This is a genomic window from Methanoculleus sp. (genome assembly GCF_020696975.1).
In the GTDB taxonomy this organism is placed as follows: domain Archaea; phylum Halobacteriota; class Methanomicrobia; order Methanomicrobiales; family Methanoculleaceae; genus Methanoculleus.
In genome coordinates, this window is record NZ_JAJGBK010000032.1 from 307,092 (window position 1) to 333,371 (window position 26,280).

The 26,280-nt window shown below is 61.7% G+C and carries 25 protein-coding genes and 2 pseudogenes; 10 read left to right on the plus strand and 17 right to left on the minus strand.

Annotation, left to right across the window (positions count from 1 at the left end; translation table 11 throughout):
* Positions 1-12: 12 nt before the first annotated feature.
* Complete coding sequence (locus tag QZ650_RS11635) at positions 13-948, minus strand: calcium/sodium antiporter (RefSeq protein WP_292518889.1); 936 nt, start codon at positions 946-948, stop codon at positions 13-15.
* A 187-nt stretch (positions 949-1,135) separates the two neighbouring features.
* Between QZ650_RS11635 and QZ650_RS11640 the strand changes: the two genes are divergently transcribed.
* Positions 1,136-1,849: a SagB/ThcOx family dehydrogenase gene (locus QZ650_RS11640; protein WP_292518887.1), complete on the plus strand. Its 714-nt coding sequence runs from the start codon at positions 1,136-1,138 to the stop codon at positions 1,847-1,849.
* Between the two features lie 41 nt (positions 1,850-1,890).
* Here QZ650_RS11640 and QZ650_RS11885 read toward each other — a convergent pair whose 3' ends face one another.
* Entirely contained in the window at positions 1,891-2,097 is a 207-nt protein-coding gene (locus QZ650_RS11885; RefSeq protein WP_366830104.1) for a hypothetical protein, read from the minus strand.
* A 6-nt stretch (positions 2,098-2,103) separates the two neighbouring features.
* Between QZ650_RS11885 and QZ650_RS11890 the strand changes: the two are divergent.
* From QZ650_RS11890 to QZ650_RS11655, 4 genes and pseudogenes are all read left to right on the plus strand, one after another.
* A pseudogene (locus QZ650_RS11890) lies at positions 2,104-2,268 on the plus strand (YkgJ family cysteine cluster protein); the annotation flags it as partial.
* Positions 2,269-2,313: 45 nt separating this feature from the next.
* Positions 2,314-2,646, plus strand: coding sequence for a hypothetical protein (locus tag QZ650_RS11895; protein ID WP_366830106.1), 333 nt, complete (start codon positions 2,314-2,316; stop codon positions 2,644-2,646).
* Between the two features lie 76 nt (positions 2,647-2,722).
* Complete coding sequence (locus tag QZ650_RS11650; protein WP_292518885.1) at positions 2,723-4,510, plus strand: SLC13 family permease; 1,788 nt, start codon at positions 2,723-2,725, stop codon at positions 4,508-4,510.
* 92 nt (positions 4,511-4,602) lie between these two features.
* On the plus strand, positions 4,603-5,973 hold the full coding sequence (locus tag QZ650_RS11655; protein ID WP_292518882.1) for an NAD(P)/FAD-dependent oxidoreductase: 1,371 nt from the start codon (positions 4,603-4,605) through the stop codon (positions 5,971-5,973).
* A 577-nt stretch (positions 5,974-6,550) separates the two neighbouring features.
* Here QZ650_RS11655 and QZ650_RS11660 read toward each other — a convergent pair.
* The 10 genes from QZ650_RS11660 to QZ650_RS11705 all read right to left on the minus strand — a co-directional run bounded on the left by QZ650_RS11660 (position 6,551) and on the right by QZ650_RS11705 (position 15,046).
* Positions 6,551-6,946, minus strand: coding sequence for a hypothetical protein (locus QZ650_RS11660; RefSeq protein ID WP_292518880.1), 396 nt, complete (start codon positions 6,944-6,946; stop codon positions 6,551-6,553).
* Between the two features lie 381 nt (positions 6,947-7,327).
* Complete coding sequence (locus QZ650_RS11665) at positions 7,328-7,720, minus strand: 4Fe-4S dicluster domain-containing protein (RefSeq protein WP_292518878.1); 393 nt, start codon at positions 7,718-7,720, stop codon at positions 7,328-7,330.
* Positions 7,721-7,727: 7 nt separating this feature from the next.
* Entirely contained in the window at positions 7,728-8,807 is a 1,080-nt protein-coding gene (locus QZ650_RS11670) for a nickel-dependent hydrogenase large subunit (protein WP_292518876.1), read from the minus strand.
* A complete protein-coding gene (locus tag QZ650_RS11675; protein ID WP_292518874.1) occupies positions 8,792-9,172 on the minus strand; it encodes an NADH-quinone oxidoreductase subunit C in 381 nt (126 codons plus the stop codon). Before QZ650_RS11675 ends, QZ650_RS11670 begins: the two co-directional genes overlap by 16 nt.
* Positions 9,169-9,645: an NADH-quinone oxidoreductase subunit B family protein gene (locus tag QZ650_RS11680; RefSeq protein ID WP_292519342.1), complete on the minus strand. Its 477-nt coding sequence runs from the start codon at positions 9,643-9,645 to the stop codon at positions 9,169-9,171. The genes QZ650_RS11675 and QZ650_RS11680 overlap by 4 nt, the downstream gene beginning before the upstream one ends.
* 5 nt (positions 9,646-9,650) lie before the next feature.
* Complete coding sequence (locus QZ650_RS11685; protein WP_292518872.1) at positions 9,651-10,517, minus strand: NADH-quinone oxidoreductase subunit H; 867 nt, start codon at positions 10,515-10,517, stop codon at positions 9,651-9,653.
* Complete coding sequence (locus QZ650_RS11690) at positions 10,514-12,418, minus strand: proton-conducting transporter membrane subunit (RefSeq protein ID WP_292518871.1); 1,905 nt, start codon at positions 12,416-12,418, stop codon at positions 10,514-10,516. Before QZ650_RS11690 ends, QZ650_RS11685 begins: the two co-directional genes overlap by 4 nt.
* A 347-nt stretch (positions 12,419-12,765) precedes the next feature.
* The gene (locus tag QZ650_RS11695; RefSeq protein ID WP_292518870.1) at positions 12,766-13,134 is read right to left on the minus strand and encodes an HIT family protein; all 369 of its coding nucleotides are present in this window, start codon (positions 13,132-13,134) and stop codon (positions 12,766-12,768) included.
* Positions 13,135-13,182: 48 nt separating this feature from the next.
* Positions 13,183-14,361 (minus strand): DUF362 domain-containing protein, encoded by a 1,179-nt coding sequence (locus tag QZ650_RS11700; protein WP_292518869.1) that lies wholly within the window; start codon positions 14,359-14,361, stop codon positions 13,183-13,185.
* A gap of 4 nt (positions 14,362-14,365) precedes the next feature.
* Positions 14,366-15,046, minus strand: coding sequence for a ribonuclease III domain-containing protein (locus tag QZ650_RS11705; protein WP_292522506.1), 681 nt, complete (start codon positions 15,044-15,046; stop codon positions 14,366-14,368).
* A 219-nt stretch (positions 15,047-15,265) separates the two neighbouring features.
* Here QZ650_RS11705 and QZ650_RS11710 point away from each other — a divergent pair, with 219 nt between their 5' ends.
* Entirely contained in the window at positions 15,266-16,015 is a 750-nt protein-coding gene (locus QZ650_RS11710) for a hypothetical protein (protein ID WP_292518865.1), read from the plus strand.
* Positions 16,016-16,052: 37 nt separating this feature from the next.
* Here QZ650_RS11710 and QZ650_RS11715 read toward each other — a convergent pair whose 3' ends face one another.
* From QZ650_RS11715 to QZ650_RS11735, 5 genes are read right to left on the minus strand one after another with little or no spacing between them, the layout of a single operon-like run.
* Positions 16,053-17,318 carry a molybdopterin-binding protein gene (locus QZ650_RS11715; RefSeq protein ID WP_292518863.1) on the minus strand — a complete coding sequence of 422 codons (1,266 nt, stop codon included), beginning with the start codon at positions 17,316-17,318 and terminating at the stop codon, positions 16,053-16,055.
* Between the two features lie 58 nt (positions 17,319-17,376).
* On the minus strand, positions 17,377-18,177 hold the full coding sequence (locus tag QZ650_RS11720; RefSeq protein WP_292518861.1) for a formylmethanofuran dehydrogenase subunit C: 801 nt from the start codon (positions 18,175-18,177) through the stop codon (positions 17,377-17,379).
* Positions 18,178-18,190: 13 nt separating this feature from the next.
* Positions 18,191-19,903 carry a formylmethanofuran dehydrogenase subunit A gene (locus QZ650_RS11725; RefSeq protein ID WP_292518858.1) on the minus strand — a complete coding sequence of 571 codons (1,713 nt, stop codon included), beginning with the start codon at positions 19,901-19,903 and terminating at the stop codon, positions 18,191-18,193.
* 3 nt (positions 19,904-19,906) lie between these two features.
* Entirely contained in the window at positions 19,907-21,277 is a 1,371-nt protein-coding gene (locus QZ650_RS11730; protein WP_292518856.1) for a formylmethanofuran dehydrogenase subunit B, read from the minus strand.
* Positions 21,277-21,690, minus strand: coding sequence for a molybdopterin dinucleotide binding domain-containing protein (locus QZ650_RS11735; protein WP_292518854.1), 414 nt, complete (start codon positions 21,688-21,690; stop codon positions 21,277-21,279). Before QZ650_RS11735 ends, QZ650_RS11730 begins: the two co-directional genes overlap by 1 nt.
* A gap of 999 nt (positions 21,691-22,689) precedes the next feature.
* Here QZ650_RS11735 and mcrB point away from each other — a divergent pair.
* From mcrB to QZ650_RS11755, 4 genes and pseudogenes are all read left to right on the plus strand, one after another.
* Positions 22,690-23,994 carry a coenzyme-B sulfoethylthiotransferase subunit beta gene (mcrB, locus tag QZ650_RS11740; protein WP_292518852.1) on the plus strand — a complete coding sequence of 435 codons (1,305 nt, stop codon included), beginning with the start codon at positions 22,690-22,692 and terminating at the stop codon, positions 23,992-23,994.
* Between the two features lie 16 nt (positions 23,995-24,010).
* Positions 24,011-24,481, plus strand: a complete 471-nt coding sequence (gene mcrD / locus QZ650_RS11745) for a methyl-coenzyme M reductase operon protein D (protein ID WP_292518850.1) — start codon at positions 24,011-24,013, stop codon at positions 24,479-24,481.
* 91 nt (positions 24,482-24,572) lie between these two features.
* On the plus strand, positions 24,573-25,337 hold the full coding sequence (mcrG, locus tag QZ650_RS11750; RefSeq protein ID WP_292518848.1) for a coenzyme-B sulfoethylthiotransferase subunit gamma: 765 nt from the start codon (positions 24,573-24,575) through the stop codon (positions 25,335-25,337).
* Between the two features lie 5 nt (positions 25,338-25,342).
* Positions 25,343-26,280: pseudogene (locus tag QZ650_RS11755) on the plus strand (methyl-coenzyme M reductase subunit alpha); the annotation flags it as partial.

Genomic DNA, 26,280 nt, shown 5'->3' on the forward strand with positions numbered 1-26,280 from the left:
GGAGTTCCCCCGTCACACTACCGGCGCCGTCGAGAAGATCCAGGCGATGTAGGCGGCATAGCCAAGGAGCAGGACGATCGACCAGGCCCGGACAATGCCCGGCCGGGCAAAGAGCAGGGGGAGGATCGCGACCGTGAAGAGGACGACCGCGACGATGTCGAGTACGGATCCGACGGTGACCGGGGCGAGGAGGAGGCTTATCCCGAGGACCAGGAGGAGGTTGAAGATATTGCTCCCGAGGATGTTGCCGATGGAGATGGCGCCTTCGTTTCTCACGGCCGCGACAAGCGATGTCGCGAGTTCAGGCAGCGACGTGCCGACGGCGACGATTGAGAGGCCGATGACGAACGCGGGGATCCCGAAGGCTTCCGCGAGCGTGACGGCGCCGTTGACGACCAGTTGCGCCCCGATGATGACGGCGGCAAGACCAAGCCCGATGTAGAGGATGTCGGCCCATCCATGAGACTTAATGTCGACATCCTCCCCTTCACGGCTCTCCCGAAGCATAAGGGCGAGGATGATCACAAAGAGAACGAGGAGCACTGCTCCGGTGAGGGCGTCGAGCGTGCCTCTCATGGCAAGCAGAGCGAACGCCGCCGTCGCAACGAGCATCATCACGGTGTGCCGGGTGAGTGCCGAGCGCGAGGTTTCAGAGGCGGCAATCATATCGGGCCGGATGAGGGTGCAGAGCGCGAGAATAAGGGCGATATTCGCAATGTTGCTCCCAAGGACGTTCCCGAGGGCAATTCCGGTGTTCCCCGTGGCTGCGGCGTTCGTGCTGACGACGAGTTCAGGCAGCGAGGTGCCGAACGCGATGATCGTCGACCCGATCAGGGCCGGAGATATGCTGTGGCGGAGGGCGAGGCCGCTTCCGCCTCCTACGAAGAGATCGGCTCCTTTGACAAGGAGGGTCAGGCCGACGATGAGTATGATGGCGATCACTATCATGGGAATGCCTCGGATATGGTGGTAATAGTTGGGCAGCGCCCTCCCAATACATTTGCGGATTCGGGTCACGAACAACTGCCTGGAGGAAGGAGGCGTGTGACGGGCAAAAGATTATGTCTTCTCTCGCCATCGGGCCCGTATGTCCTATCGGAGTCCCCGGTCCCTGCGCGGGGTGGGAAGGGAGTTTATGCAGAGGACGGAGCACGGAAACCAGCCCCCTTCGGACCAGGTGCTGGGCCGCCCGCCGCCGCCGCTCGAGGTCCCGTACACGAAGGGGAAAGCGTTCATCCCGCTGCCTCCGCCGGAGGATATCACCCTTCCCGCAGTCGATCTCCGTGACGCCATCGAGCAGCGGGAGAGCGTCAGGGATTATGCCCCGGAACCGCTTGCACTCCACGAACTCTCCTTCCTTCTCTGGTGCACCCAGGGGGTCCGGCGGGCCGTCGGCGGGGCCTTCACTCTCCGCACGGTCCCGTCCGCGGGTGCCCGGCACGCGCTCGAGACCTACCTCCTGATCAACCGTGTCGAGGGCGTTCCCCCCGGGCTCTACCGCTACCTGGCCCTCGAGCACCGTCTTGCCGAAGAGTCGCGCGACCCCGATATCGCCCGGCAGGTGACGGCAGCGTGCCTGAATCAGCCGCATATCATCGAGAGCGCCGCCACCTTTCTCTGGACCGCCGTCCCCGAACGGATGACATGGCGCTATGGCGAGCGCGGCTACCGCTACCTGCATCTCGACGCCGGCCACGTCTGCCAGAACCTCTACCTCGCGGCATCGGGTGTGGGCTGCGGGGTCTGTGCGATCGGTGCCTTCGATGACGCGGTTATGAATCGGCTTCTTGGTCTTAACGGCGAGGAGGAGTTCCTGATCTACGTTGCGACGGTCGGAAAGAGGGTCTGATCCGGCGGGCCGAAGGGCATATCCCCCTCCCCATCACACCTCTAAGACAACAGTCCCGACGCGAGCGCCGGGCACGATGAGGGAGGCTGCTGGTTACGTTCACGTTCGACGAAGAGATAGTTGCCCTTGAAGCAGAACGCGAAAGGCTTCTCCAGTTCCCGGAGGAGGAGTTCATCGAGATCATCCGCGATGTCGGGTTCTCCTGCGACCGTTGCGCCCGCTGCTGCACCCGGGAGTTCAATGGTCACGTCTTCCTGCTCGAGGAGGACACCGAGAGTGTCCGTTCGTTTGCACCCGACGCCGTCGTCCCGGCGCCGGACTTCGATGCCTGCGACCAGCAGGGGCGCTTTTACGTCTCAGGCTACGCCCTCCGGACAAGACCTGACGGTACCTGCATCTTCCTCTCGGACGGCAGGTGCACCATCTACGACCGGCGGTTTGCCATCTGCCGCGTCTACCCCTACATGCTCCACCGGGAGGCCGATGCGACAGGCACCGTGGACTGGCGGCAGATCGGCGGCTTGAACGAGCACGGCTGCTACAACACCCCGATCGACGATGCCGAATGCCTCCGGATTGCCCGGGAGACCCGGGCGTATGAGGCGGCGTTCCTTGACCAGGCGATCCGGTTCCGGAAAGCCCTCCGGGATCTCTTCGCCTGTGAAGGGCTGCGGTACGTCCGGCGAACCTACGATCTCCTTATGCGGGACTTCCGGAAGGGCGCCGAGGTCGAGGTCCGGGTCTTCCATCGCGGAAGGTTCGAGCCGCACCGGGTCACCCGCGCGATCTACGAATAGATCTAGTTTCAGGAACATCTCCCTCCACTTCAGTCGCCCGCACCTTTTTCTGCTTCCCGCACGCCGGGGGTGCTTGATGGAGACCGAGGTCCTCATCACCCTGCTGGTGCTGGCCGGCACTGCCGTTCTCTTCATCTCCGGCATCGTCAGGGTCGACGTCGCTGCCATGCTCGTGACCCTCGCGCTAACATGGCTCGGGATCGTCACCCCGCAAGAGGCCCTCTCCGGTTTTTCGAGCAACGCGGTCATCGCGATGCTCTCGGTGATGGTTCTCGGCCGCGGGCTCGACCGGACCGGGGTGACCATCCGCATCGCCCGGGCGATCGTCGGGATTGCCGGTCGCGGCGAACGAGGGCTGACCGCCGCCGCCTCGCTCGTCGCCGGCGGGCTCTCGGCCTTCATGCAGAGTGTCGGGGCCACCGCCGTCTTCCTCCCTTCACTTTTGCGGGTCTCGTCGCTTACAGGTATCGCGCCATCGCGCCTCCTCCTGCCCGTCGGCTACGCCGCGACCATCGGGGGCACCGTCAGCATGGTGGGGGCCGGCACCCTCATCATCCTCAACGACCTTCTGCGGCAGGCCGGATATCCGCCCTTCGGGCTCTTTGCGGTCACCCCTATCGGGGTGCCGCTCCTGCTCGCCGGGGTCGCCTTCTTCTACTTCTTCGGGGACCGTCTCCTCCCCCGGCGCGAGAAGACCCGGCTGAGCCCGCAGGAGGAACTGATCCGGACTTGGCAACCCCCCTCCCGCATATCCTACCTCCGGGTCCCTGCGGGGAGTCCTCTCGCGGGGAAGACGCGGGAGGAGGTGCGCATGATCTCGCGCTACAACCTCCACCTCATATCTCTTGCCGAAGAGGACGAGATCGTCTACACACCGTGGCGGCACACTCGGTTTGCCACCGGGCAGGAACTCGGGATTCTCGGGCAGGACAGCGACGTTGAGCGGTTCAGGGCCGATTTCGGGCTCGAGTGGGTCCGGCCGGGAGAGAGTTCGGCAAACGTTATGACCGACCCGAACGTTGGGTTTGCGGAGGTGATCGTCCGCCCATATGCATCGGTCATCGGCAAGACGCTCCGGGACCTCGAGTTCCGGGTGACCTACGGTGTCGAGGTGCTGATCCTCCTCTCCGGGACCGAGGAGCAGCGGACGAACCTTGCCGACCTGCCCCTGGAGGCGGGGGACGCGATGGTCGTGCTCGGCCGGTGGGAGCGGCTCCGTGCGCTTGCCACGAACAAGAATTTCGTCATGGTAACCCCCATCGAGGGGCGGACGGGAGTTCGCGAACGCGGCGCGAAGACAGCTGTCCTCTGCTTTCTTGCCGCCGTCGCCCTCACCTACACCGGTCTCTCGATCGCGACAAGCCTTCTTTCGGGCGTGCTCGCGATGGTCCTTCTCCGGGTCATCCCGGTCGGCGAGGTCTACCGGGCCATCGACTGGCGGACGCTCGTGCTGATCGCCGGGCTCCTCCCGCTCGGCATCGCGATGGATTCGACGGGCACGGCCCGGTTCATTGCGGACCGGATGGTTGCCCTGGTCGCCGGGTATCCGACGCTCCTCATCCTCATCGCGGTAGCAGTCCTTGCGACCGCTTTTTCGCTTATCATGTCAAACATCGCCGCGACGGTCCTCCTGGTTCCGCTTGCGATCGTGATGGCAGGCCCGCTCGGGCTCGATCCGCGTGGCCTCGCGCTCCTTGTCGGGATCTGCACCTCAAACTCGTTCCTCCTCCCGACTCACCCGGTCAACGCCCTCCTGATGGGTCCGGGGAACTACCAGACCCGGGATTACCTTGTTGCGGGGAGTGTCATGACGGTCGTCTTCATCCTCATCGCTGTCGGGCTCATCTCTCTCCTCTTCTTCTGACCGCTCCTCACCTCCTGTGGTCAACCGACGGCGCCGGGCTCCTGCAACCCTGGTAAACCTTTATACCGCTCAGTGTCGACCAGAGGTTCGCTATGGAGCGGGAGTACGATGTCCTCGTTATCGGGACCGGGGTTGCCGGTTCCGACGTTGCCTGGCACTGCAGGGAAGCCGGGATGCGTGTCGCGATCGTTGATTGCCGGGACTACGGGGGAACGTGCGCCCTGCGGGGCTGTGTCCCCAAATGGGTGCTGGCCGGAGCCACGACGGCGGTAGCCAGCGTTCGTGACCGGCAGGAGACCGGCATCACCGGGGATGTCTCGATCGACTGGCCGCGCCTGATCGCTTTCGAGCACACGTTCACCGACCCCATTCCCCGGAGAAAGGAGGAGGGGTTCCGGGGAGCGGGAATCCATACCTACCATGGGTTTGCCCGTTTCACCGGACCGAACAGGGTGGCAATCGGGAACGATACCTTCACGGCACGGTACATCGTTATCGCCGCCGGCGCACACCCGCGTCCCCTGAACGTCCCTGGCGAGGATCTCATAACCCCGAGTGAAGACTTCTTCTACCTTCCAAAACTCCCTGAGCGGATCATCTTCATCGGCGGGGGATACATATCGTTTGAGTTTGCGCATGTTGCCACCAGGGCCGGGTCGACGGTGACCATCCTCCAGCGGAGCGGGAGGGTGCTCTCGGGGTTCGACCCTGATATCGCTGAGAGGCTGGTCCTGGCCACAAGGGAGATCGGGATCGACGTGCAGGTGAATATGCCCCTTATCTCGGTCGAGAGGAAGACCGCCGGCCTCCGGGTGCGGGCCGGGAAGCCGGGGAAGGAGGAGATATTCGATGCCGATATGGTCATCCACGGTGCCGGCAGGGTCTCGGTGGTCGAGGGGCTCGATCTTGCGGCCGGGAACATCGAGACCGATCGCCGGGGGATCGTGGTCGACGACCACCTCCAGAGCGTCTCGAACCCCGCCGTCTACGTTGCCGGGGACGCAAGCCCCAATAGCCCGCAGCTGACCCCGGTCGCCGTGATGGACGCCCACATCGTCGTCGACAACATCTTGCACGGCAACACCCGGACCGCGGACTACTCCGTCGTCCCGAGCGCCGTCTTCACGACCCCGTCCATCGCATCCGTAGGGCTCACGGAGGAGGAGGCGAAGGAGAAAGGAATACCCTACGTCGTCAACGCCGGCGACCTCTCGGGCCGCTTCACGAACAGGGGCATCGGCGAGAAGCACGCCGGCTACAAACTCCTGGTCGACGGTGACTCCCGCCGGATCCTCGGCGCCCACCTCATCGGGCCCAGCGTCGGGGAGGTGATCAACATCTTTGCCCTCGCGATCAAGCACAATCTGACGGTTGACAATCTCACGCTGGACGCGATCCCGTGGGCTTACCCGAGCAGCACCTACGACATCATCCACATGATCTACCCGCTGGTGAGGAAGTGAGGTGAACGACGCTCTGGAGTGCGATCTAAGGGATCATCAGGCTTTGAGGGTTTCCGAGTTGCGGCGGACGGGAAGGGGGAACTGTTCGACAGAGTGGATGTGATTGACTATTTACAACTGATGCAGAGGGATGTTAGAACTGTTTTTCACCTATTCTAATGCATTGGACCGTGGGGATATCGCCATTAGGGGAGGGGCTGACGGGGAGGGGGCTTGCCCCCGCCCCTGTCTCAACTCACACAGATTTGCACAGTTTCCCAAAGCCTCCACACATCTTATCACCCCACCCCACCCCGCCCGGCCTCCGGCCTCCTCATTCGCACCTTCGATGCTCATGCTCCTGCCCTTCGGCCAGTCGGACCCCACACCCCGGGGTCGGGGCAGTGCGTGGCGATACCCTCCTGGTAAGCCGTGTATGAGCTGTGGCCGGTGCGGGCGTTCATAAGGACAAAATCGGAAACTCGCATGGAATAAAGTTTTTTGGCAGCAGGCAGACAGATATTACACCGTTGGATGCGCCATACGAATCGATAAATTGGAGTTCTGTTGCTTTAGCGTTATGCTTATAGCACGGGTATTATTCAATCTGCTCTTTTTCGGCACCTATCTCCCTGAATGCCTTTGTTAACAATGGGAGAACTATATGGAGTGCTTTTAGGTTATTACTTAGCATCGTATGCTGCCAGGTACCTTGCGCTAATTTCTTCTGCGCTTTCTCGGATTTACTAATCAAAGAAGTTATTGGCGCAAACGCTTTTTTCAAATCTTCTTTTGAATAATCCAGAGCATCGCTTTCGGCTAATTCTTTTGAGATCAATGATAACGCTATATTAAGCGCTTGAAGCCTGTTCTTTTGTAACGTATGCTGAGAAGTGCCTTGTGCGAATTTTTCTTTTGCTTTCTCAGTCTGGCTAACCATTAAAGCTATGACTCGGAGTGCTTCCTCCATATCTTTCTTTGTAAAATTATCCATAAACTCAACCCAGATCCGTAATTTAAACTACTCGATAAGTTCCTGTTTATCTATGTAATTTTCCAATTAAATCATGGCAGAGTGCGAAACAAAAAGGTAAGCAAACAAAACAGGCTGATAGTGTGTTGGCCTGTTTTTGTCCTTAATTTTTCCTTATTAACATCTATTGACTGGAGGGCCAGGACCCGAACACCAGAGAACGACAAACCTCCAGGAACAGAGCTTGAGCACCAGAAGGTGCGTAGCCCCACGGCCCGGTATACCGGGCCCCTCATAGTCTCGGTCGTTTTGGTGGTCTCGCACTGATAGTGTTTCCACCGCTCGATAGAAACAGTGATGAAAAAAGATAGCACCGGGGCTCCTAACCCCGGTCTCCTCACTTCACGCGCCTGCGCCCTCTTCGGCCGGCTTCTTCGCCGGCCTCTCGGGCTTCACGTAGGTGATGGTATAGCGCTCCACCACGTGCTCCACCACCGGCGGGAGATATGCCTGCTCCATCGTGAGGCTCCCGAACGGGCAGCCCTCGACGCAGTCTCCGCAGGCGATGCACCGCATCCGGTCAATCTCCCAGACCTTTGCCTCCTTATCGATGCTGATCGCCACGCACGGGCAGCGCCGCGAGCAGAGACCACAGGAGCGGCAGGTTGCCGGGTCGATAGTGACGTGTCCGCGGGTGATGGGGCCTGTCCGCGCCGGGACCGCCGGGTACTGCCGGGTGGCCGGGCCTCTCGCAAGGTTCCGGAGAACCGTCTTTGTCATCTGAAATATGCCCATTTTGGTCTCACCTCTCCGTGCAGCTGATGCAGGGGTCGATCGAGAGCACCACGACCGGAACATCGGCAAGCTGGGCGCCGGGCAGCATCTTCACGAGCGGCGGGATGTTCGCGAGTGTCGGCGTCCGTATCCGGGCCCGGGCCAGGTGCTTCGTGCCGTTGCCCCGGAGGTAGTGGACGACCTCTCCCCGCGGCTGCTCCACGCGGGAGAAGTACTCGCCGTCCGGCGTTCCCTTGACCTTCACGTCGAGGGCCCCTTCGGGGATCTGGTCGATCGCCCGCCGGATCAGGTCGATGGAGGCGTAGATCTCCTTGACCCTCACGGCGCACCGGGCGTAGCAGTCCCCGGCGGTCTCGACGACCGGCTTGAAGCCAAGGTCGCCGTAGGCAGCGTAGCCGGTCTCGCGGTGGTCGACCGGGACCCCGCTTGCTCTTGCGGTCGGGCCGACCGCCCCGAGGGCGTAGGCGTCGTCCTTTGATATGACCGAGAGGCCCTGGAGGCGGTACTTCACCGTATCGTCGTTTAAGAAGATATCGCCGAGGTCCCGGCACTCCTCCTCGAAGGGGTCGAGCGCACGGTGCATCTCGTCGAGTTTCTCCTGCCCGATATCGCGCCGGACCCCGCCGACCTTGCAGGTGCCCTGAATGACCCGGCCGCCGGTGGTGTCCTCAAGCGTGTCGAGGACACTCTCCCGGAGTTGCCAGGACCGCATGAAGAGGTTCTCAAAGCCCATTCCGTCCGCAAAGAGGCCGAGCCAGAGGAGATGCGAGTGGAGACGCGAGCACTCCGACCAGATTGTCCGGAGGTACTTCGCCCGGTCGGGCACCTCGATCCCCATGATATGCTCGATGCCCTGGGAGTAGCAGAGCGCGTGCATGAAACTGCAGATGCCGCAGATCCGTTCCGCCACGTAGACGTACTCGGTGAACTCGCGCTTCTGCACGAGTTGTTCGAGCCCGCGGTGGATGTAGCCGATGGACGGGACCACGTCCACCACCGTCTCGTCCTCGAGGACGAGGTCGAGGTGGATCGGCTCCGGCAGGACCGGGTGCTGCGGTCCGAACGGCACGACTATGCGTTCCGGCATCGGTCACCTCCGCTCCTTGTGACGCTGAACGGATACTTCTCTGCCGTCCGAATGAACGTCCCCTTAAAGTCGATGTTGATCCCGGTGACCGGAATCCCGAAGAGATCGTGCATCTCGTTCTCGTAGACGAACGCTCCCCAGTAGATCCCGGATATGCTCGGGATCTCCGTCTCCGGCTCGACCGTCAGGCGGAGATTCCTGTACTGGTAGTCCTTATCGAACGAGTAGTTGATCTCGTACGTCTCGCCGGTCCCCGTGCACCCTATCTGGACCAGGCGGTACCCGCCGGCATGGAGAGCCTCAACCTCTCGGGTGAGGTCCTCCAGCGCAACGCTGATGGTAGTCTGCTCTTCGTTGACCGTCATGTACTCTCACCTGCCGCCTGCCGCGCGCTCTCTTTCGTCTGCGCTGCGCCAGTCATCTTCTCCCGTCTCTCTTCAAGAATCGCGAGTGCTTTCACGACGCCGTCGATGATCATCTCCGGCCTCGCCGCGCATCCCGGAACATAGACGTCCACGGGGATAACCTTGTCGACGCCACCCACGATGTTGTAACACTCCCGGAATATTCCGCCGGAAGCGGCGCAGACACCGATTGCGACAACGACCTTCGGCTCCGGCATCTGCTCGTAGATGTTTCTGACCACCTCCCGGTTCTGCTCGTTGATCCCGCCGGTGATCATGAGGATGTCGGCGTGCTTCGGGTTTCCGGTGTTGATGATGCCGAACCGCTCCACGTCGTAGAGCGGTGTCAGGCACGCAAGCACCTCAATATCGCACCCGTTGCAGCTGGATGCATCGTAGTGAAGGATCCAGGGTGATCGCTTCAGGAATGCCATGGTACTCATACACCCCCAAGCATCATATAGGAGAGGATCGCCAGGTTTGCAATACCGAGGACTGCCGCAAGCCACCCGCTCTTCAGTGCCGCCTGCCACCGCACCCGTGCGGTGACGTTATCGACGAAGATCTCGGCGAGGTAGGTGACCACGACCGCGATGATCCCGATCACGGGGTTCCAGGCGAAGAAGAGGAAGATGAACCCGAGGAGGAAGACGTTCTCGTACCAGTGAGCGATCTCGACCTGTGCGAGCGTCGAGCCCGAGAACTCCGTCGTGATACCCTTGACGATCTCCTGGTGCGCATGGTGCGACGTCGAGATGTCGAAGGGAGACTTCCGGAGTTTGATCGTGAGGATGGTCGCGAACCCGAGGAAGACTCCGGGGAGGTAGAGGATGGCCGGCACCGTCGTCACGGCGATATCAGCGACGTAGAAACTGTTCGTGACCATGTAGAGCCCGACGGCCGCAAGGATGATCATCGGTTCATACGCCATCAGCTGGATCAGTTCACGCTCGGCCCCGATGTGGCTGTAGGGCGAGTGGACCGCGTAGGCCCCGAGCACCAGGAATACGTGCGCGAGCGTGAAGGCGAAGATGACGAGCAGCAGGTCCCCTCCCGCGAAGAAGAGCGCCCCGGAGACGGCGATGAAGATCAGGTAGGCGAGGACATAGAAGTTCTGCGCCGTGGTGACGACGGCCCGCTCCTTCTCGAAGAGTTTCCCTACATCGTAGAAGGGCTGGAGAAGCGGCGGTCCGACCCGCCCCTGCATCCGCGCGGTTATCTTCCGGTCGATTCCGGCGATGAGGCCGCCCGCTATGGGCGCGAGGATGAGGAAGAGGACCGCCCCGATAAGCCAGGTCCAGGTCATAGGGCCACCCCCGCGAGGATCCACGATGCAAGGATCAGGACGATGCAGACCGCAGCTCCCGGCCGGAAGAGCTTTGCCTCGCCGAAGTACTCGTTGAGGTAGTAGTTCCGTGTCTGGGCCTCCCGGGTCAGGCCGAGCGAGCCTGCGAAGTGCAGGTCCGGCGTCGCGGTCCTCCCGCCCATGTAGGCCGGGAGGTGCCGTGCGGTCCTCTTAAAGAGGAGGAACGAGACCGGGAGGATCAGCAGGAGCGCCATCATCAGGAGCATGATCGCGACGTTCGCCTCTCCGAGGCGTGCCGTAGCCCCGTAGATCCCAAGGACATAGGGCTCGATCAGCGCCGAGGAGATGACCGGGAAGAGGGCGACGGCCGCTATCACGAGTCCTGTGATGATGTAGAGGGGGGCCCAGGGCTCCTCAAAGAACCCCTTCTCGACCCGTTCCCGGTTCCGGGTAACCGCGACGAGTTTGCCCATCCATTTTGCCCAGAAAAAGACCGTAACAGCACTCCCGTAGGCGAGGATCGCGATGAAGACCAGGCCGAAGGGGACCTGGACGAACGCCTCGATCGCCGCCCACTTGGAGATCAGCATGCCGAACGGTGCAAGGAACATGCCGGCGATACCGATGAACATCATCACCGCCATCCTGGGCATCCGGACGATCAGGCCTTCCATGTCCTCGATATTGCGGCTCCCGGTCCGGTGCTCGATCGCACCGGTCCCGAGGAAGAGGAGCGCCTTTGCGACGGCGTGGAAGATGATCAGGAGGATTGCGGCCCAGACGAGCATGTAGGTCCCGACACCTGCACAGGCCGCTATCAGGCCGAGGTTTGCTATCGTCGAGTAGGCGAGAACCGACTTTGCGTCGCTCTGCGATATCGCGATCGCGGACGCAACGACGAAGGTCACGGCGCCGACGAGGCCAACGGAGAACCCGGCAAACGTTCCGGCGAAGACCGGCGAGAACCGGACAAGGATGTAGACGCCGGCCTTGACCATGGTGCTCGAATGGAGCAGGGCCGAGACCGGGGTCGGGGCCACCATCGCCCCGAGGAGCCAGGAGGAGAAGGGCATCAGCGCGGCCTTCGTGATCCCGGCAAATCCGATCAGGACGGCGGGGATCAGGACGACTGCGGTCTCCCCTGAGGCGAGCACCCGGGCGAGATCGACGCCTCCGCTCGTCGTCTCGGTTGCAGCAAGGAAGACCAGTGCCACGACGAACGCGACCCCGCCAAGAAGGTTCATCACCAGGGCGCGGAAGGCGTTCCGTGTCGCCTCTTCCGTCTCCGAGTAACCGATCAGCAGGAATGAACTGATGGTGGTGACTTCCCAGAAGAAGAAGAGCCACATGAGGTTATTGGAGAAGACCAGGCCGAACATCGCGGCGAGGAAGGCGAAGATGACAAAGAAAAACATCCTCTGCCGGTCACGCACCTCCGGGTGGTGGTGGTGATACGTCTCCATGTACCTGACCGCGTATACGGCGATGAGGCTCCCGATGAGCCCTATGATCAGGGCCATGATGATGGAGAACTGGTCTATGAAGAGGTTGTTGACCGCATGAAGGTTCCCCGAGAACGTCGTCTCGAGGTAGACCACAAGCGCCGCCTGAATGACGGCCAGCACGATTGCCAGGTAGTTCCTGAACTTTGCACCCATGTAGATGATGAAGAGCGCAAGACCCATCTCGATGGCCACCATGGCGAGGCCGACTGCTTCCGACGGCGCGGCAAAGTAGACCGCGCCCTCGAATGCGTACCGGATAAGCAGGTATATCGACGCCCCGCCGATAGCGAGAGCTGAGAGGGCGACCACCGCGTAGCGCAATGCCGTTCGCTTCACGAACAACAAAAGACATGCGACGAGGATGGGGAACAGTATTAGGAAGAGCAGCGTCTGCACTATTGTCCCTCATAGGGTAACTATGCCCTACTTACATAATTAATCATTCCAAATCGGCACGCGGGGATATCGGCCGGTGGGCGTCGGTGCCGCAGGGTGCCGGGCCGCGGGAAGGTCGTCGACCGGGGTTCCGCCCGGAGCCAGGGCTTTTGCTGTTACGTCGCGGGGTCTTTGGGGGACAGTGCCATCCCCGGGCCGAAAACCTGCAGGGATGAGTTGCGTCCCCTCCGGTCGACCGGTTTGACCCTGCGCGGCCTCCCTTCATCCTGACGTGGTCTCGCGCGGAGCCGGAAAGAGACACCTGTGCGAAGCAGTGGTGTATTGCGTGTATACAGGTCAGCGCCGCGTCAATCCGATCTCCGCGGTATCACGCCCCGCACCCCGCCTTCGTGCTCTCCGGGTGCGTCGCTCTTGTAACGCGGGATGAAGTGGATGTGGACGTGCATGACGTTCTGTCCCGCGGCCTCCCCGACGTTGACGCCGATGTTGTAGCCGTCGGGATGCCGCTCGCGATCGGTGAGTGCCCTGCAGTCATCGATGAGCCGGGCAAGTGCCATCCTCTCCTCATCTGTCGTATCGAAGTAACCCGGGACATGCCGGAACGGGATCACGAGCAGGTGGCCGGGGCTGACCGGATGGATGTCGTAGCGTGCGTAGCAGAGGTCGTTTCTCGCGACGATATCCTCCGGGGCCGGGTTGCAGAACGGACATGGCATGCCCTCTGCTCTTCCCCCATCCCACATGAGGGTTTTGGCTTCGTCGTCTCACCCGAAGAGGCGGGCGAGGAGCCGTCCGGTGAGGCCCCGGGAGAGGGCGATGGCGTGCTCGGTGCACATCTCGTGGCAGCAGTAGCACCGGATGCAGCGCGCAAGATCGATCGTCGCCCTGCCTTCGGCGATGGTGATCGCCTGGACCGGGCAGATCCGTTCGCACTTCCGGCAGCCGATGCACGACCGGGCAACCACGCCGGGCCGGGGGGCGTAGACCCTCCCGAACCGCTGGACGACGGCGAGCATCACCCGCCGCCAGACGCCCGCTCCGCCCCCGGCGTAGGTCGAGGGTTTCCGGAAGTCCGGGAACGCGAACGCCGCCGGGTCGTCGCCGACCGTCCGGACGGTGGCGGGGTCGAGGAGCCCGCGCGCGGTCGCACTCCGTATGCTCCCGATCTCGAGCGGGTCCATGCCGATGAGCCGGGCGAGGACGGTGTCCACGGCCGCATACTCGCTCCCGGCGAGGATCACCCCGATCTTCCTCGGGCTCCCCGCCTGGGGACCGTCTCCTTCCATTCCTATAACCGCATCAACGACCTGGAGCCGGGGCCTCATGCACTCGTTGAGGTCGACAAGCATCCTCCCGAAGGCGTACTCGTCGCGGAACCGGAAGTGGAAGACCGGCTTATCGAGCCCCGGGATGAGGCCGAAGAGGTTCTTTGTCGCGCCGGTCATCCGGGTCCACATGTGGGTCTTCGCCTTCGAGACGACCACGATCGCGTCGGCCTCGACGGCCGGGGTGATGATCGAGAACTGCTTCACCGTCTCGCCTTCCGGGAAGGAAACAACCTGTGAGCCGGTATCGTAGTTCAGGGCGGCTCCGGTCTCTTCGGCAACCACCGCATACCCGGCGCGTGTGTATGCCCGCCGCAGGTTCGCCTCGCTGTAGACGATCCCGGCCCCGGGGCTGTCGCCGATGACGACCCGGCACCCGTGCTCGGTAAGGAGCCGGGCGACGGCGGCGACGACCGCGGGGTGGGTGGTGACGCATCGTTCCGGCTCCTGTCCCTGCAGGAGGTTCGGTTTGAGGAGCACCTTCTCTCCCGGTGCTGCGAACCTCTCGATGCCGCCGAGGAGGCCGATTGCCCGGCGGACGGCCGCATCGACCTCGTCCCGGCCGTAATCATCGCACCGGACGACGGCGACGGTTGCGTCCCGCTCAACCGGCTGCACGCTCTCACTCCTCCCCGAGGCGGCCGAGCGCCTCTCTGGCCGCGAGCATTGCCGCTCCCTGCTTGGTCCGCGCCTCTCCCTTCCCGAGGAGAGTCCCCCCGACAGTCACCCTGGCGACCCAGACCGGGCAGTTGCCGGGACCGGTCTGGCGGAAGGCATACTCAAGTCCGCCGAGGTTCTCCCGGGCCGCATACTCCTGGAGCCTCCCCCGGTAGTTCCGGCTGCCGTCACACTCCGCGATCTCATCCTCGAATATGGCGAGTACGACCTCGCGAGCCACGGCAAGGCCGCGGTCGAGGTAGATGGCGCCGATCAGGGCCTCGAACGCGTCGGCAACGATGGAGTCGGTCAGCGCCTGCCCATGCCGTCTGATGACCCCGTCGATGCCGAGACCCTGCCCGCGCACGATCTCGGCGAGTTTCGTGTTCCTGGTCACCTGGAGCCGTCTGTTCATCTCACCGGGCGGGAGGTCGTATTCACCGTAAAGATGGTCGGCGATGATGAAGTCGAGGACGTAGTTTCCCAGGAACTCAAGTCGTTCGTTATCGTCCGGCGTCGCTACCGGATACTCCCCGCTGTTCAGGCACGACCTGTGTGTCAACGCCTGATCATAGAGAGGGAGGACCGCATCAGAGACATCGGTGATCCCGAACGGGGGGCGGGCGAGGAGCGCACGCACCTCCACCTCCCGGCCACAGCCAGCGGGCTCCGGGCGTCCGGGAGGTTTGTGTCCAAAGAGGCTGCCGATACGAAGCCTTTCCCTGATGGTGGTGAGTCTCATGGCCGTGGGGTGCGGGGGGAACCTGCCGCTCTTCTATAGAATGGCTTTCTTCCTGCTCGATAAACCTTTGCTGGAGATAAGGCTCCGGGAAACCTTTTCGTTATCTATGAAAGAGATCTACCTATGCAGTCCGCGATGGGCGAGGCTGGCGGGAGCGTCTATCTCGACATCGAGTTCGGTTACGTCTACGGCACCTGCCGGGGGGTCATGATGCCGATCGAGATCGGTGCGGTCGTCTACCGGCCGGAGGATGACAGGGTCCGCTACGCCGGGGAGCAGTTCCGTTACGACATCGATGTCGAGATCTGGAAGAAGGTGACCGACCCGTGCGGCAAGACTGTCGGTGTCGCGACGACCGTGGCGAACATGGGGCGCGGCGAGTACGGGATGGCTTACGACCACTCTTTCCGGATGTCGGACGATGATCTGCCGGCGGCAACGGAGGCTGCCAACAAGGCGTTTTCAGATCTGGGAGCCTTCATGGAGCCGTTCCTCTCGACAGGCGATGTCGAAGAGGTTGTCGTCTTTGCAGCGGATATGGAGAAGCGGGCCTTCAGGATGGCGGATATCTCGCTCGACGGCTCCACGCTGGTCGATCTTCAGCGAGAGATCCGGCGGCACTTCGGGATGAAACAGGTCCTCTCTCTTGACCGTCTCGCCCGTCTCATCGACTTTTCTGCAGACGGCTCCACGGTCGCCTCGACGCACTTTCGGTATCCTGTCCCCGCGGAGTACCGTCACCTCCTCGCCGCCCACCGTGGGATGGGCGACGCCGTCCGGACGTTCCTGCTCGCGCGGGAGTTTCAGGAGGAGTTCAGGCATCTTGAGGAGCGCATCCGCACCTTATTGAAGGCCTGCGAGGGCGAGGGATGAAAGAGGAGTTGCCGGTGCAGGCGGCCCCCGGGCTCCGTCAGGGACCGTCTTTCATCGGGGATGCCGCTTCCTTTTCTGGTATCCGGGCTCCCGGTGCAGGTTCGCAGACTTCAGCCCCCCCCTGGAGCGTCCGGTGCGGCCCGGTCAGCAGGACCTCGACCTCGACGCCGTCGCTGATGCTCCCGACCCCTGCAGGGATGTGCAGGTAGGCATTTCCCCGCACCATTGCCATCTGCGTGCCGCCCCCGCGCGGCAGGGGGGTCGCGGCGTAGCGATCGCCTGTCCGCGAGACGGTGAGGAGGACGAACTCGTCGTAGCCGGGGTTCGCCGTGACCGTCCCGTCGAGCCGGGCGCGGAGGCGCTCCGCCGGCCGGGGGTGAAATCCCCACGCCGCGAGGAGGGGGAGGGCGAGTTCCCGTGCGGCTGTTTGGGCAGCAATCGGGTATCCCGGGAGCCCGATAACCGGTTTGCCTCCGACCCGGCCGACGATCGCCGGCGTACCCGGTTTCATCGCGATGCCGTGGACGAGCACCTCCCCGAGGTCGGCGATGACATCGGCGGTGAAGTCCCGGGTGCCTGCCGATGACCCGGCGGAGATGAGGAGGAGATCGTTCTCGTGGACGCCATCCATGATGGCCTGCCGGAGTAGTCCTGGCTCGTCGCGGACGATTCCATAGCGGGTACAGGCAGCGCCGGCCTCGCCGAGCAGTGCCGCGGCAACGGCGGTGTTGCTCTCGACAACCTCTCCCGGTCCCGGGAGTTCGCCCGCCGAAACGAGCTCTCTTCCTGTCGGGATGAGGCCGACCCGGACTTCCCGCACGTCAACCGTGACGAGCCCAGAGGAGAGGAGCGCCCCGATATCCCAGGGACGTATCCGGTGCCCGGCCGGGAGGATCAGGTCGCCCTGCCGGATCTCGCTCCCTCTCGGGTGGAGGTGCTCGCCGGGGACCACGGCCTTCCCGGTACTCCAGGTGCCGTCTTCCCCGATGACATCCTCGATCATGACGACTGCGTCATAGCCGGGGGGAATCGCGTTCCCGGTATTCACCCGGAAGGGGTTTTTGAGCCTGACCGGGTTTGCCGCGCTCGCCCCGGCGGTCTCACGGCTCTTGACGGCGAAACCGTCTCTTGCAGCGATATCCGTCTCGGGAACGGTCAGCGGCGAGTAGACGGGTTTTGCCGTCACCCGTCCGGCCGCATCGGCAACCGGAAGGGTGACGGTCCGATCGGGAGCCGGAAAGACCGAACGCATCAGTTCCCTGACTTCTGCAAGCGGTCTTGACGCGAGGCGCCGCCTCATCATAACGTTATGCCCATATCATCGCCTGCTCCCGGCGGCCCGGTCGCTCTCGCAAAAAAAATTAGATTCTGGTATAGAGGTTCGCATACACCGTCTTGCCTTTCGAGACAGGATGGCGCTCGCCGAGATCCCCGATGTAGTGGGTGAAGGTGGCCGTCTCACCGTCGACCTCCTGCTCCACCTCGCCGACCCTCTGGAAGCCCGGGAGCGGATTCTCGATTGTCCCGTAGACGTAGATGTCGCCTTTCACCATCTGCCCGCCGACACGGCCCTTGGCGTTGCCCTTGACGATGACGGTCCCGCCTTCGCCGTGAGTGGAGATATGGATGTCGGCATCGCCGCCGATGACGATCGTCCCGCCGTTGATGAACGTGGCGGTGTCGTTCCCGACGCTGCCGGCGACCCGGATCACGCCGCCCTGCATGCCGCGCCACTCGCCGCGTGGCGATGCGCCCAGGTGATGACCGGCATTTCCGTCGACGATGAGCTCGCCGCCTTCCATCCCTATGCCGCAGAACGAATCGACGTTCCCTTTCACGTGGATCTTGCCGCCCTTCATCCAGCCGCCGATGTACATGTCGGCGTTGCCTTCGATGACGATCTCGCCTGCGGTCATCTGCTGGCCGATCCTCTTGACACGGGTGCAGTCGCCGCGGAGGACGATCTTTGTCTCTTCTGCCGTTGCTCCGCCGTCGCCTGCGACGGTGAAGTACTTCCCGAGCGGGCTCTTCTGTTTGCCTTCCCAGACGTCGAGGGCAGCGATCTCCGCGGCCTTCTTGCCTGCGAAGTTGTCCGGTGTGATATTCTGCCCCTCAAGCATGAGCCTGGGGGGATTGGTCAGGGTGAGGGTTACTGTCTTCATGCTTCTCATCACCTCATTCTGTCGTATTGACCTCGATCACCCGCGGGTTGTGGAGATGTTCCTCAAAGAGCGAGTAGTTGTCGAGTTTGACGCTGTAGTGCTTGAGGAAGTGCTCGTAGATGTCCCGCTGCACCTGCGCGTTCTCCGGGACCTTGACGTCGACCCAGATGGTCCGCTTTGCGGGTTCCGCGACGACCTCGCCGTCTCTGACGGTCACGACGCCGTCCTTGACGAGCCAGGCGCACCGGCCGAAAGCCTTCTCAATCTCTACCGGGTCGGAGGGCATATTCTCGGGGTTGAGGGCGTAGACGGCGATGTCGGCGTCCATGCCGGGGGCAAGCCCGCCGTAGGTGTTGCTGACACCGAGCGCCTTTGCCGGCCCCGCCCGGGTCATCTGCGCGATCTCGTAGAGCGAGAGTTCGCGGTCGATGCCGTCGATGGAGGTTGCGTCGATCGTTTTGTCAAGCCACTTGAACGTCTTCATCGTCGCGTCACGCGCAGCCCTGCTCATCAGCCAGGTGATGACACGCGGGTAGCGGGTGAACGGCCCGGCGTTCGGGTGGTCGGTGGTGATGAACGTCCGCATCAGGTCTTTGGAGAAGAGGGCCAGCTCCAGGCCGACCGCCCACTGGATGGTGCAGACCTTGACCTTCGGGCTGTAGATGTAGGGGACGACGCCTGCGGCCGTCTCGAGCTCTACGTCCACGTTTGCCCACTTCAGGTGGTTGAGGGAGCAGAGGTGGTGTTCGAACGGCCCGTCGGCGGTCATTGTGGTCGTCTCGTCGAGGGTCACCTGGCCCATATCGATGGTGAGGTTGTCGTGGGCGTTCACGTAGTCCATGACGTCCTTTGCCCGGGACTCGAAGTTCCCCCAGGAGTCGCCACCGTAGGAGTGGAACTGCAGGTGCGTCATGTGCATCACCTGCTCGCGGCCGAAGTCGTTCTTTGCGGTGTAGCCTTCGGCGAGTTTGAGCGACTCGAGCGTGTCGACGTAGTTGCCGGGGTTTCCGAGGTTGTTCGCGTGCAGGTGCACCGAGTGGGGGAGGCCGAGGAACTCGTTCGTCTCAATGAGGCCCTTCACGATCTCTGCCGGCGTGATGTCGAAGTAGGGGACCGGGTCGTGGATGTTGACACAGTTCAGACCCCATCCCCAGGCCTCGGATCCGCCGGGGTTGACGACCTTGATGCCGAACCCGCGGGTTGCCCGGAGAAGCCAGGCAGTGTAGGCGGCGTTGTTCTCGATCTCGTTGTTTTTCAGGTATTCAAGAGTGAACCAGTTGTTCCCGAAGACCGGCATCGCAGCGTTGTCGATGATCGGGGTATCGCGGATCTCCTCGTGGACGTGCGGGGAGTGGAGCGGGGGCATCGCCGCCTCGTTGACGAAGACGTAGCCCATCCGCGCGTAGTCATAGCCGGTCTTGAACGTCGAGGGGACGGAGAAGCCCATCTCCATGCGGCTGCACGTGGGGGATTTGTGGGGGCTCTTGAAGAGCTTGTCTTCCGGCCGGAAGAGCCGGCCGACGTTCACCTTCGGCCCGACAACGTGAGAGTGAATGTCGACACCGCCTGCCATTACAGTCATGCCGGCGGCGTCGATCGTCTTCGGGCTCTTGAGGGTCCCTGGCTCGACGATCTTGCCGTCCTTGACTGCAACATCCATGCGGTCGCCTTTAATGCCCTGCAGGGGGTCGAAGACGAACCCGTTCTTGATAATGAATTCGCTCATGCTTCACTCCTCCGCGCGGACGCCTTCCGGAGCGGCCTTGATCTCGGTCTTCGCGGCCTCTTCAGCTTCGATCTCGCAGAGCCGCTTGTGGATCCGCTCGAAGAGCTCCTCGTCGCTGATGACACCCTCGGGCGGGTCGATGACCTTACGGTACTGGATCGGGACGTTGTCCATCCGGTAGACGATGCCCGGGACCTCGACCCCGACGATGCCCACCGGGATGTGGAGGTCGGAGATCTCGCTCGCCATGCAGATGTTCGGATCGACGGTGATCCAGGGGTGCTTCCGGAGGTGCTTGACCGCCTCGATCGGGAAGTGGGCGCCGGCGTCGGTCCCCACGTTGAAGAAGGCGTCCACCTCGTCGCGCATGGCAAGGTCGACCGAGCTCGTCTCGCCGGGGTTCATGTGGGCGATATCCTTCTTCGTCAGGTCCAGACAGTAGGGGAACCCGTACTGCCATGACCAGACCGCACCCGGTCCGGTGATGTTGTAGTGGCCCCGCATCGCCATGATCGTCCACTTGGTGAAGTCGTTTAAGTCACGGGTCAGGCTGATGGCGATGTCCACGTTGTGGTTGCGGCCGTCGGAGTGGCAGAGCCCCATGCCGTAGAAGATGGTGCCGAACCGGGCCTTCTTCAGGATATCGGCGACTTCGAGGATCTTCTCGCGCTTGATCCCGGCAACCTCATCGGGGATCTCGTGGCCGCGGACGACGGCACGGAACGCGTCGAAGAGCTCGTAGTCGTGCCCCTGCTTCACCTGCAGGTAGATGTCCGCCACCTGGGCGGTGTCGGTGTGCCTCGGATCGATGACGATGATCTTGCGGCTCTTGTGACCCTTGCCGGTGAAGAAGCCGCGGGGGAAGATCGAGTAGCGGGACATGTGCCGCGGGTGGGCGTGGGCCGGGTTCGCGCCCCAGTAGACGATGACGTCAGCCCGGTTCTTCGTCTCGCCGAGGGTGCAGCTCGGGTAGCCGTTGTCGAATATGGCGAGGAACGAACTTCCGTGGCAGATGGACGCGCAGTTGTCGAGCACGGCCCCCGCTTTCTCGGCGACCTTGGCCGCGGCGGCCATGCCTTCGCAGTTGGTCGATCCGAACCCGTAGATCAGGGGTTTCTTTGCATTGTAGAGCACTTTTGCCGCGTAATCCACCGCTTCGTCGTAGGAGATATCCTTGTAGGTGCCGTCCGGCTGGCGGAGGCGGGGCAGTTTGACCCTCTCGCTACCTGTTGCGTGGTGGAAGATCTGGTTGCCGATGGCACAGGCGTTCTCCACCTCGAGGATCTGCTTTCCATCGTCCGATACGGTCACGACAAGGTCGTCGCAGCAGACGCCGCAGTATGGGCATCCGACGTTCTCAATCTTCTTTGGCATCACTGATCACCTCTCCACATTCCGACGGCTCCCTGAACGAGTTCGAGCGCGCTCTTCCGGCGCTCGCCGTTCACCGGCTCGATCGTCACGGGGAATCCGCTGTACTGGGGTTCCCCGGTCGCCTGAGTCCGCGGAGGAACAACCTGGTTTGCCCAGACTCCCTGCGGGATGAAGGCAAGGCCGGGGTAGAGCGATTGACGCCCCCTGACGACCTTGACGACCACACTTCCGCACTCGCTCGTTACCCGTACCAGCTGGTTCGGGACGAGGCCCAGCGCTTTGACGTCGTCGTCATGCATCTCGACGATCGAGCAGGCCTCAAAGTATTCCGGGGTTGTTTTGCCCTTCTCCATCGCGACGCCTTCTTCGATGGAGCGCTGAGTGATCATGTTCAACGTAATCTTGTTCGCCATAGTTTTGCCTCTATGTGGTTGGTGGGATCGGCCTCCCGGACTCCGGCAAAGCATGAGAGTACGGTTCTTCCGATACTGGATGTTACCCGGGTTCCTCTGCAAAACGCCGGGGATGAACTTGTCCGTGGGGAACGAACCTCTCCGGAGGGAGCACGGGTAGCTTTTTGTCATAACTTGTAATGTTTTGTATTTAACTATTCCGAATTTGTAAGGTATTTCAGGTGATCAACTTTACATCGTAAAATCCTGCGGATTCAATTTGAAAATCTGGTCGTGGTTCTGTCGTGTTTAGCCGAAAAAGTCTCATTATCGGGGTATGGTGCTGCTGCTTTCCGGGCTCGTGCCGTATGCTGTGTGGTTAACATGCCGGCATGGCGGGGTCTGCGGTTCCCGGCCGTTCGAGCGTCGGCATACCAGACTCCTGCCGACAGTCTCCAGGGTCCTGGTGGGGCGGCCTGGTTGCGGCAGGTGTATATATGTATGCCTCTTTTACTTTAGCAAGAAATAATGAGTTTTCCAAAATTAGGGTCCGGCATGGTCTGAATTCGCGGCAATCCCGCTCTTACAAGGGTAGAATTATATATTTGGGAATGCAACCTATAAAGTCGGTACGTTTGACCTCACATCTGGCGCGGGTTATTTTAATTATTGCTATTAGTATTGTATATTTTATTAATTAATAAGTACTTTTCTCCCCGGGGCTGTTCGGAGTATGTCTGACGATGCTGGCTGGCGGAATTCTTTTTAAGTTTGGCGTTCAACCATTTGAACCATTGAATCTCAGTTTTAAAATATCCGATTAGAAATATATCGTGTATGAATATTACTTTTTGCAAAAAATCCCATTTAAATTCGCAAATTTTATTAGTATCTCTTCTTCTACTCTTATAGTCCCTTTTGGGACGTGCAGTAGTGGCCTTCAGAGATCCAGAACTGGTGATTGTCTGGATCTCTCGCATGAACGGAATGCATTGAACAAGGGTAAAAGGATGAAATACTATGGCTAAATACACGGAAACAATCGATCTCTATTCTGATGATGGGAAGCTGCTCAAGAGCGGCGTCACCCTCGACAGAATCAGCCCGCTGGTTAACCCGGCCACAGGTAAGATCATCGACCTGACCAAGAGAACGATCAGCGTCAACCTCGGCGGCATCCAGGATGCGCTCAAGGTCGGCAAGCTTGGCAAGGGCAAGATCAAGGGAAGAGAACTCAACCTCCCGATCATGGAGAACAAGGACGCCATCGTCGCCAAGATCAAGGAGATGATCCAGGTTGAGGAAGGCGACGACACCGAGATCCTGGAGTTCAACGGCGGTAAGCTCCTGCTCGTCCAGGTCCCGACGAAGCGCCTGGTCAACGCGTCCACCTACGACGCCGCGATCACCTCGGTCGCAGCCGCAACCACCTTCTCGATCGTCGACCAGTTCAACATCGACGCCTTCAACGCATCCACCGTCAAGGCGGCCTGCTGGGGCAGCTACCCCCACACCCAGGACATGGAAGGTGCGCTTGTCACGTCGATCCTGACCATCCCCCAGAACAACGAGGGTATCGGCTACGCGCTCAGGAACATCCCCGTCAACCACACCGTCATGATGACCGGCAGGAACGCTCTGCAGGGTGCAGCACTCTCGTCCACCCTCGAGACCGCCGGTATCTTTGAGATGGGCTCCGCTGTCGGGCCGTTTGAGCGCGCCCAGCTGCTCGCCTACGCCTACCAGGGCTTGAACGCGAACAACATGGTCTACGACCTCGTCAAGGCAAACGGCGAGACTGGAACCGTCGGTACGGTCGTCCAGAGCCTGGTCGAGCGCGCCATCGAGGACAAGGTCATCGCTCCGGGCAAGAAGGGCGGCTACTTCCAGTTCTACGACACGAAGGACCCCATGCTCTGGAACGCCTACGCAGCTGCAGGAACCATGGCGGCCACCATCGTCAACTGTGGTGCCGGACGGTTCGCCCAGGCAGTCTCCGCGACGCTCCTGTACTTCAACGACCTGCTTGAGCATGAGACCGGTCTCCCGAGCACCGACTACGGCCGTGTCATGGGTACCGCTGTCGGGTTCTCGTTCTTCAGCCACTCGATCTACGGTGGCGGCGGTCCCGGTATCTTCAACGGCAACCACGTCGTGACCCGGCACGCAAACGGCGTAGCCATCCCGTGTGTGGTCGCTGCGGCAGCCCTCGATGCCGGAACCCAGATGTTCTCGCCCGAGAGCACCTCGAAGCTCTTTGCCGACACCTACGGCAAGATCGATGTGTTCAACAAGCCGATCAACCAGATCGCAAACGGAGCCTGAACGAGCAGAGAGCCGAATGATGAACGCCTCATTTCCACAGGTCAGGATCGTGCCGTTCAGGATGCTCAAGCCTGATACTGCCGAACGCCTGCTCAATATGCTCACCGGTGTCTCCGGCATTCGCCGGGTGATGATCCACGGCCCCGGTCTGCCAAAGACTGTCCCGTACGGGCCGGCACGAGGAAGCCCAAACCCGCATTCGGACCGCAAGGCGATCCAGGTCGGCGATGCCGAGATCGCGCTCCGTGTCCAGGTGGGCGAGGTGATCCTGGAGGTCGAAGACGCCCCCGTCATCGAGGAGATCCGGTCGATCTGCGACGGTTTCTTCACGGGGTTCTCCTACCGGCTCCAGGAGGGCAGGTTCATGAAGACCGCCCCGACGCTCGTGGACTACGCGAAGTACGGCCCTGATGCCGATACGACGCTCATCGGTCTTGCGGACCCCCGGAAAGGGGAAAGCCCGGTGATCATCCGGACGAAGCGGTGACAGAAGGTTTGTCAAAACCTGGAAATATGGCTGGAATTCGTTCAATACAGGAAAAGGATAAGATATCAATCGCTTTGAGGTGAATTGAAACATGGCATACAAGCCCCAGTATGGTCCCGGGACATCAATCGTCGCCGAGAACCGGCGCAAGCAGATGAACCCCAACCAGAAGCTTGAGAAGGTTCGTTCCGTAACTGATGAGGATATCGTGCTGATCCTCGGCCACCGCGCTCCCGGATCAGCGTACCCGAGTGCTCACCCGCCGCTTGCCGAGCAGCAGGAGCCCAACTGCCCCATGCGCAAGCTCGTCAAGCCCACCGAGGGTGCCAAGGCCGGCGACCGCGTCCGCTACATCCAGTTTGCGGACTCGATGTTCAACGCCCCTTCGCAGCCCTACCAGCGGACCTACACCGAGATGTACCGCTTCCGCGGTATCGACCCCGGTACGCTCTCCGGCCGTCAGATTGTCGAGTGCCGCGAGCGTGACCTCGAGAAGTACTCCAAGGAGCTCATCGAGACCGAGATGTTCGACCCCGCTCTCGTCGGCATCCGTGGTGCGACCGTGCACGGCCACTCGCTCCGTCTCGCTGAGGACGGCATGATGTTCGATATGCTCCAGAGGAACGTCCTCGGAGAGGACGGCATCGTCAAGTACGTCAAGAACCAGATCGGCGAGCCCCTCGACCGTGCGGTCGGCGTCGGCAAGCCCATGGACGAGAAGTGGCTTAAGGCCCACACGACGATCTACCACTCGCTTGTTGGAACCGCCTACCGTGACGACGCCGAGTACGTCGAATATGTCCAGCGCATCCACTCGCTGCGTACGAAATACGGCTTCATGCCGAAAGAGGAGTGATTACAATGGCAAAGATTGAGAGATCCCAGAAACTGTTCCTGAAGGCACTCAAGGAGAAGTTCCAGGGGCAGGACGTCGAGTCAGAGACCGCCGAGTTCTACAAGTTCAACGGCGTCCGCCAGTCTCCCCGTAAGATGGAGTTCATGAAGGCCAGCCGTGCCGTCGAGATGGACCGCGGCATCTCCATGTACGACCCCGAACGCTGCCACCTCGGCGGTATCCCGATGGGCCAGCGCCAGCTGATGACCTACGAAGTCTCCGGCACCGGCGTCTTCGTGGAGGGTGACGACCTGCACTTCGTCAACAACTCTGCGATGCAGCAGATGTGGGACGACATCCGGCGGACCGTTATCGTCGGCATGGACCTTGCCCACCAGACCCTGCAGAAGCGTCTCGGCAAGGAAGTTACCCCTGAGACGATCAACGAGTACCTCCACATCTTAAACCACGCGATGCCCGGCGGCGCCGTCGTCCAGGAGCACATGGTCGAGACCCACCCCGGCCTCGTCGACGACTGTTACGTCAAGGTCTTCACCGGCGACCAGGAGCTCGCTGACGACATCGAGCCCCAGTTCCTGCTGAACATCGAGAAGCTCTTCCCCGCCAAGCAGGCCGAGGAACTCAAGGCCGAAGTCGGCAAGAGCATGTACCAGGCAATCCACATCCCGACCGCGGTCTCCAGGACCTGCGACGGTGGAACGACCTCCCGGTGGTCTGCGATGCAGATCGGTATGTCCTTCATCGCTGCCTACCGCATGTGCGCCGGTGAAGCGGCTGTCGCCGACCTCTCCTACGCTGCAAAGCACGCAGGCGTCGTCCAGATGGGTTCACTCCTGCCCGCCCGGCGTGCCCGTGGCCCGAACGAGCCCGGTGGCATCAAGTTCGGTCTCTTCTCGGATATCGTCCAGGCGAACCGGAAGTACCCCAACGACCCCGCGAAGGC

Excerpts from the sequence above, each read along its gene's own strand:
- QZ650_RS11635 (WP_292518889.1), bottom strand. The coding sequence starts at position 948 with ATGATAGTGATCGCCATCATACTCATCGTCGGCCTGACCCTCCTTGTC.
- QZ650_RS11640 (WP_292518887.1), top strand. The coding sequence starts at position 1,136 with ATGCAGAGGACGGAGCACGGAAACCAGCCCCCTTCGGACCAGGTGCTG.
- QZ650_RS11895 (WP_366830106.1), top strand. The coding sequence starts at position 2,314 with ATGCTCCACCGGGAGGCCGATGCGACAGGCACCGTGGACTGGCGGCAG.
- QZ650_RS11650 (WP_292518885.1), top strand. The coding sequence starts at position 2,723 with ATGGAGACCGAGGTCCTCATCACCCTGCTGGTGCTGGCCGGCACTGCC.
- QZ650_RS11655 (WP_292518882.1), top strand. The coding sequence starts at position 4,603 with ATGGAGCGGGAGTACGATGTCCTCGTTATCGGGACCGGGGTTGCCGGT.
- QZ650_RS11660 (WP_292518880.1), bottom strand. The coding sequence starts at position 6,946 with ATGGATAATTTTACAAAGAAAGATATGGAGGAAGCACTCCGAGTCATA.
- QZ650_RS11665 (WP_292518878.1), bottom strand. The coding sequence starts at position 7,720 with ATGGGCATATTTCAGATGACAAAGACGGTTCTCCGGAACCTTGCGAGA.
- QZ650_RS11670 (WP_292518876.1), bottom strand. The coding sequence starts at position 8,807 with ATGCCGGAACGCATAGTCGTGCCGTTCGGACCGCAGCACCCGGTCCTG.
- QZ650_RS11675 (WP_292518874.1), bottom strand. The coding sequence starts at position 9,172 with ATGACGGTCAACGAAGAGCAGACTACCATCAGCGTTGCGCTGGAGGAC.
- QZ650_RS11680 (WP_292519342.1), bottom strand. The coding sequence starts at position 9,645 with ATGGCATTCCTGAAGCGATCACCCTGGATCCTTCACTACGATGCATCC.
- QZ650_RS11685 (WP_292518872.1), bottom strand. The coding sequence starts at position 10,517 with ATGACCTGGACCTGGCTTATCGGGGCGGTCCTCTTCCTCATCCTCGCG.
- QZ650_RS11695 (WP_292518870.1), bottom strand. The coding sequence starts at position 13,134 with ATGCCATGTCCGTTCTGCAACCCGGCCCCGGAGGATATCGTCGCGAGA.
- QZ650_RS11710 (WP_292518865.1), top strand. The coding sequence starts at position 15,266 with ATGCAGTCCGCGATGGGCGAGGCTGGCGGGAGCGTCTATCTCGACATC.
- QZ650_RS11715 (WP_292518863.1), bottom strand. The coding sequence starts at position 17,318 with ATGATGAGGCGGCGCCTCGCGTCAAGACCGCTTGCAGAAGTCAGGGAA.
- QZ650_RS11720 (WP_292518861.1), bottom strand. The coding sequence starts at position 18,177 with ATGAAGACAGTAACCCTCACCCTGACCAATCCCCCCAGGCTCATGCTT.
- QZ650_RS11725 (WP_292518858.1), bottom strand. The coding sequence starts at position 19,903 with ATGAGCGAATTCATTATCAAGAACGGGTTCGTCTTCGACCCCCTGCAG.
- QZ650_RS11730 (WP_292518856.1), bottom strand. The coding sequence starts at position 21,277 with ATGCCAAAGAAGATTGAGAACGTCGGATGCCCATACTGCGGCGTCTGC.
- QZ650_RS11735 (WP_292518854.1), bottom strand. The coding sequence starts at position 21,690 with ATGGCGAACAAGATTACGTTGAACATGATCACTCAGCGCTCCATCGAA.
- mcrB (WP_292518852.1), top strand. The coding sequence starts at position 22,690 with ATGGCTAAATACACGGAAACAATCGATCTCTATTCTGATGATGGGAAG.
- mcrD (WP_292518850.1), top strand. The coding sequence starts at position 24,011 with ATGATGAACGCCTCATTTCCACAGGTCAGGATCGTGCCGTTCAGGATG.
- mcrG (WP_292518848.1), top strand. The coding sequence starts at position 24,573 with ATGGCATACAAGCCCCAGTATGGTCCCGGGACATCAATCGTCGCCGAG.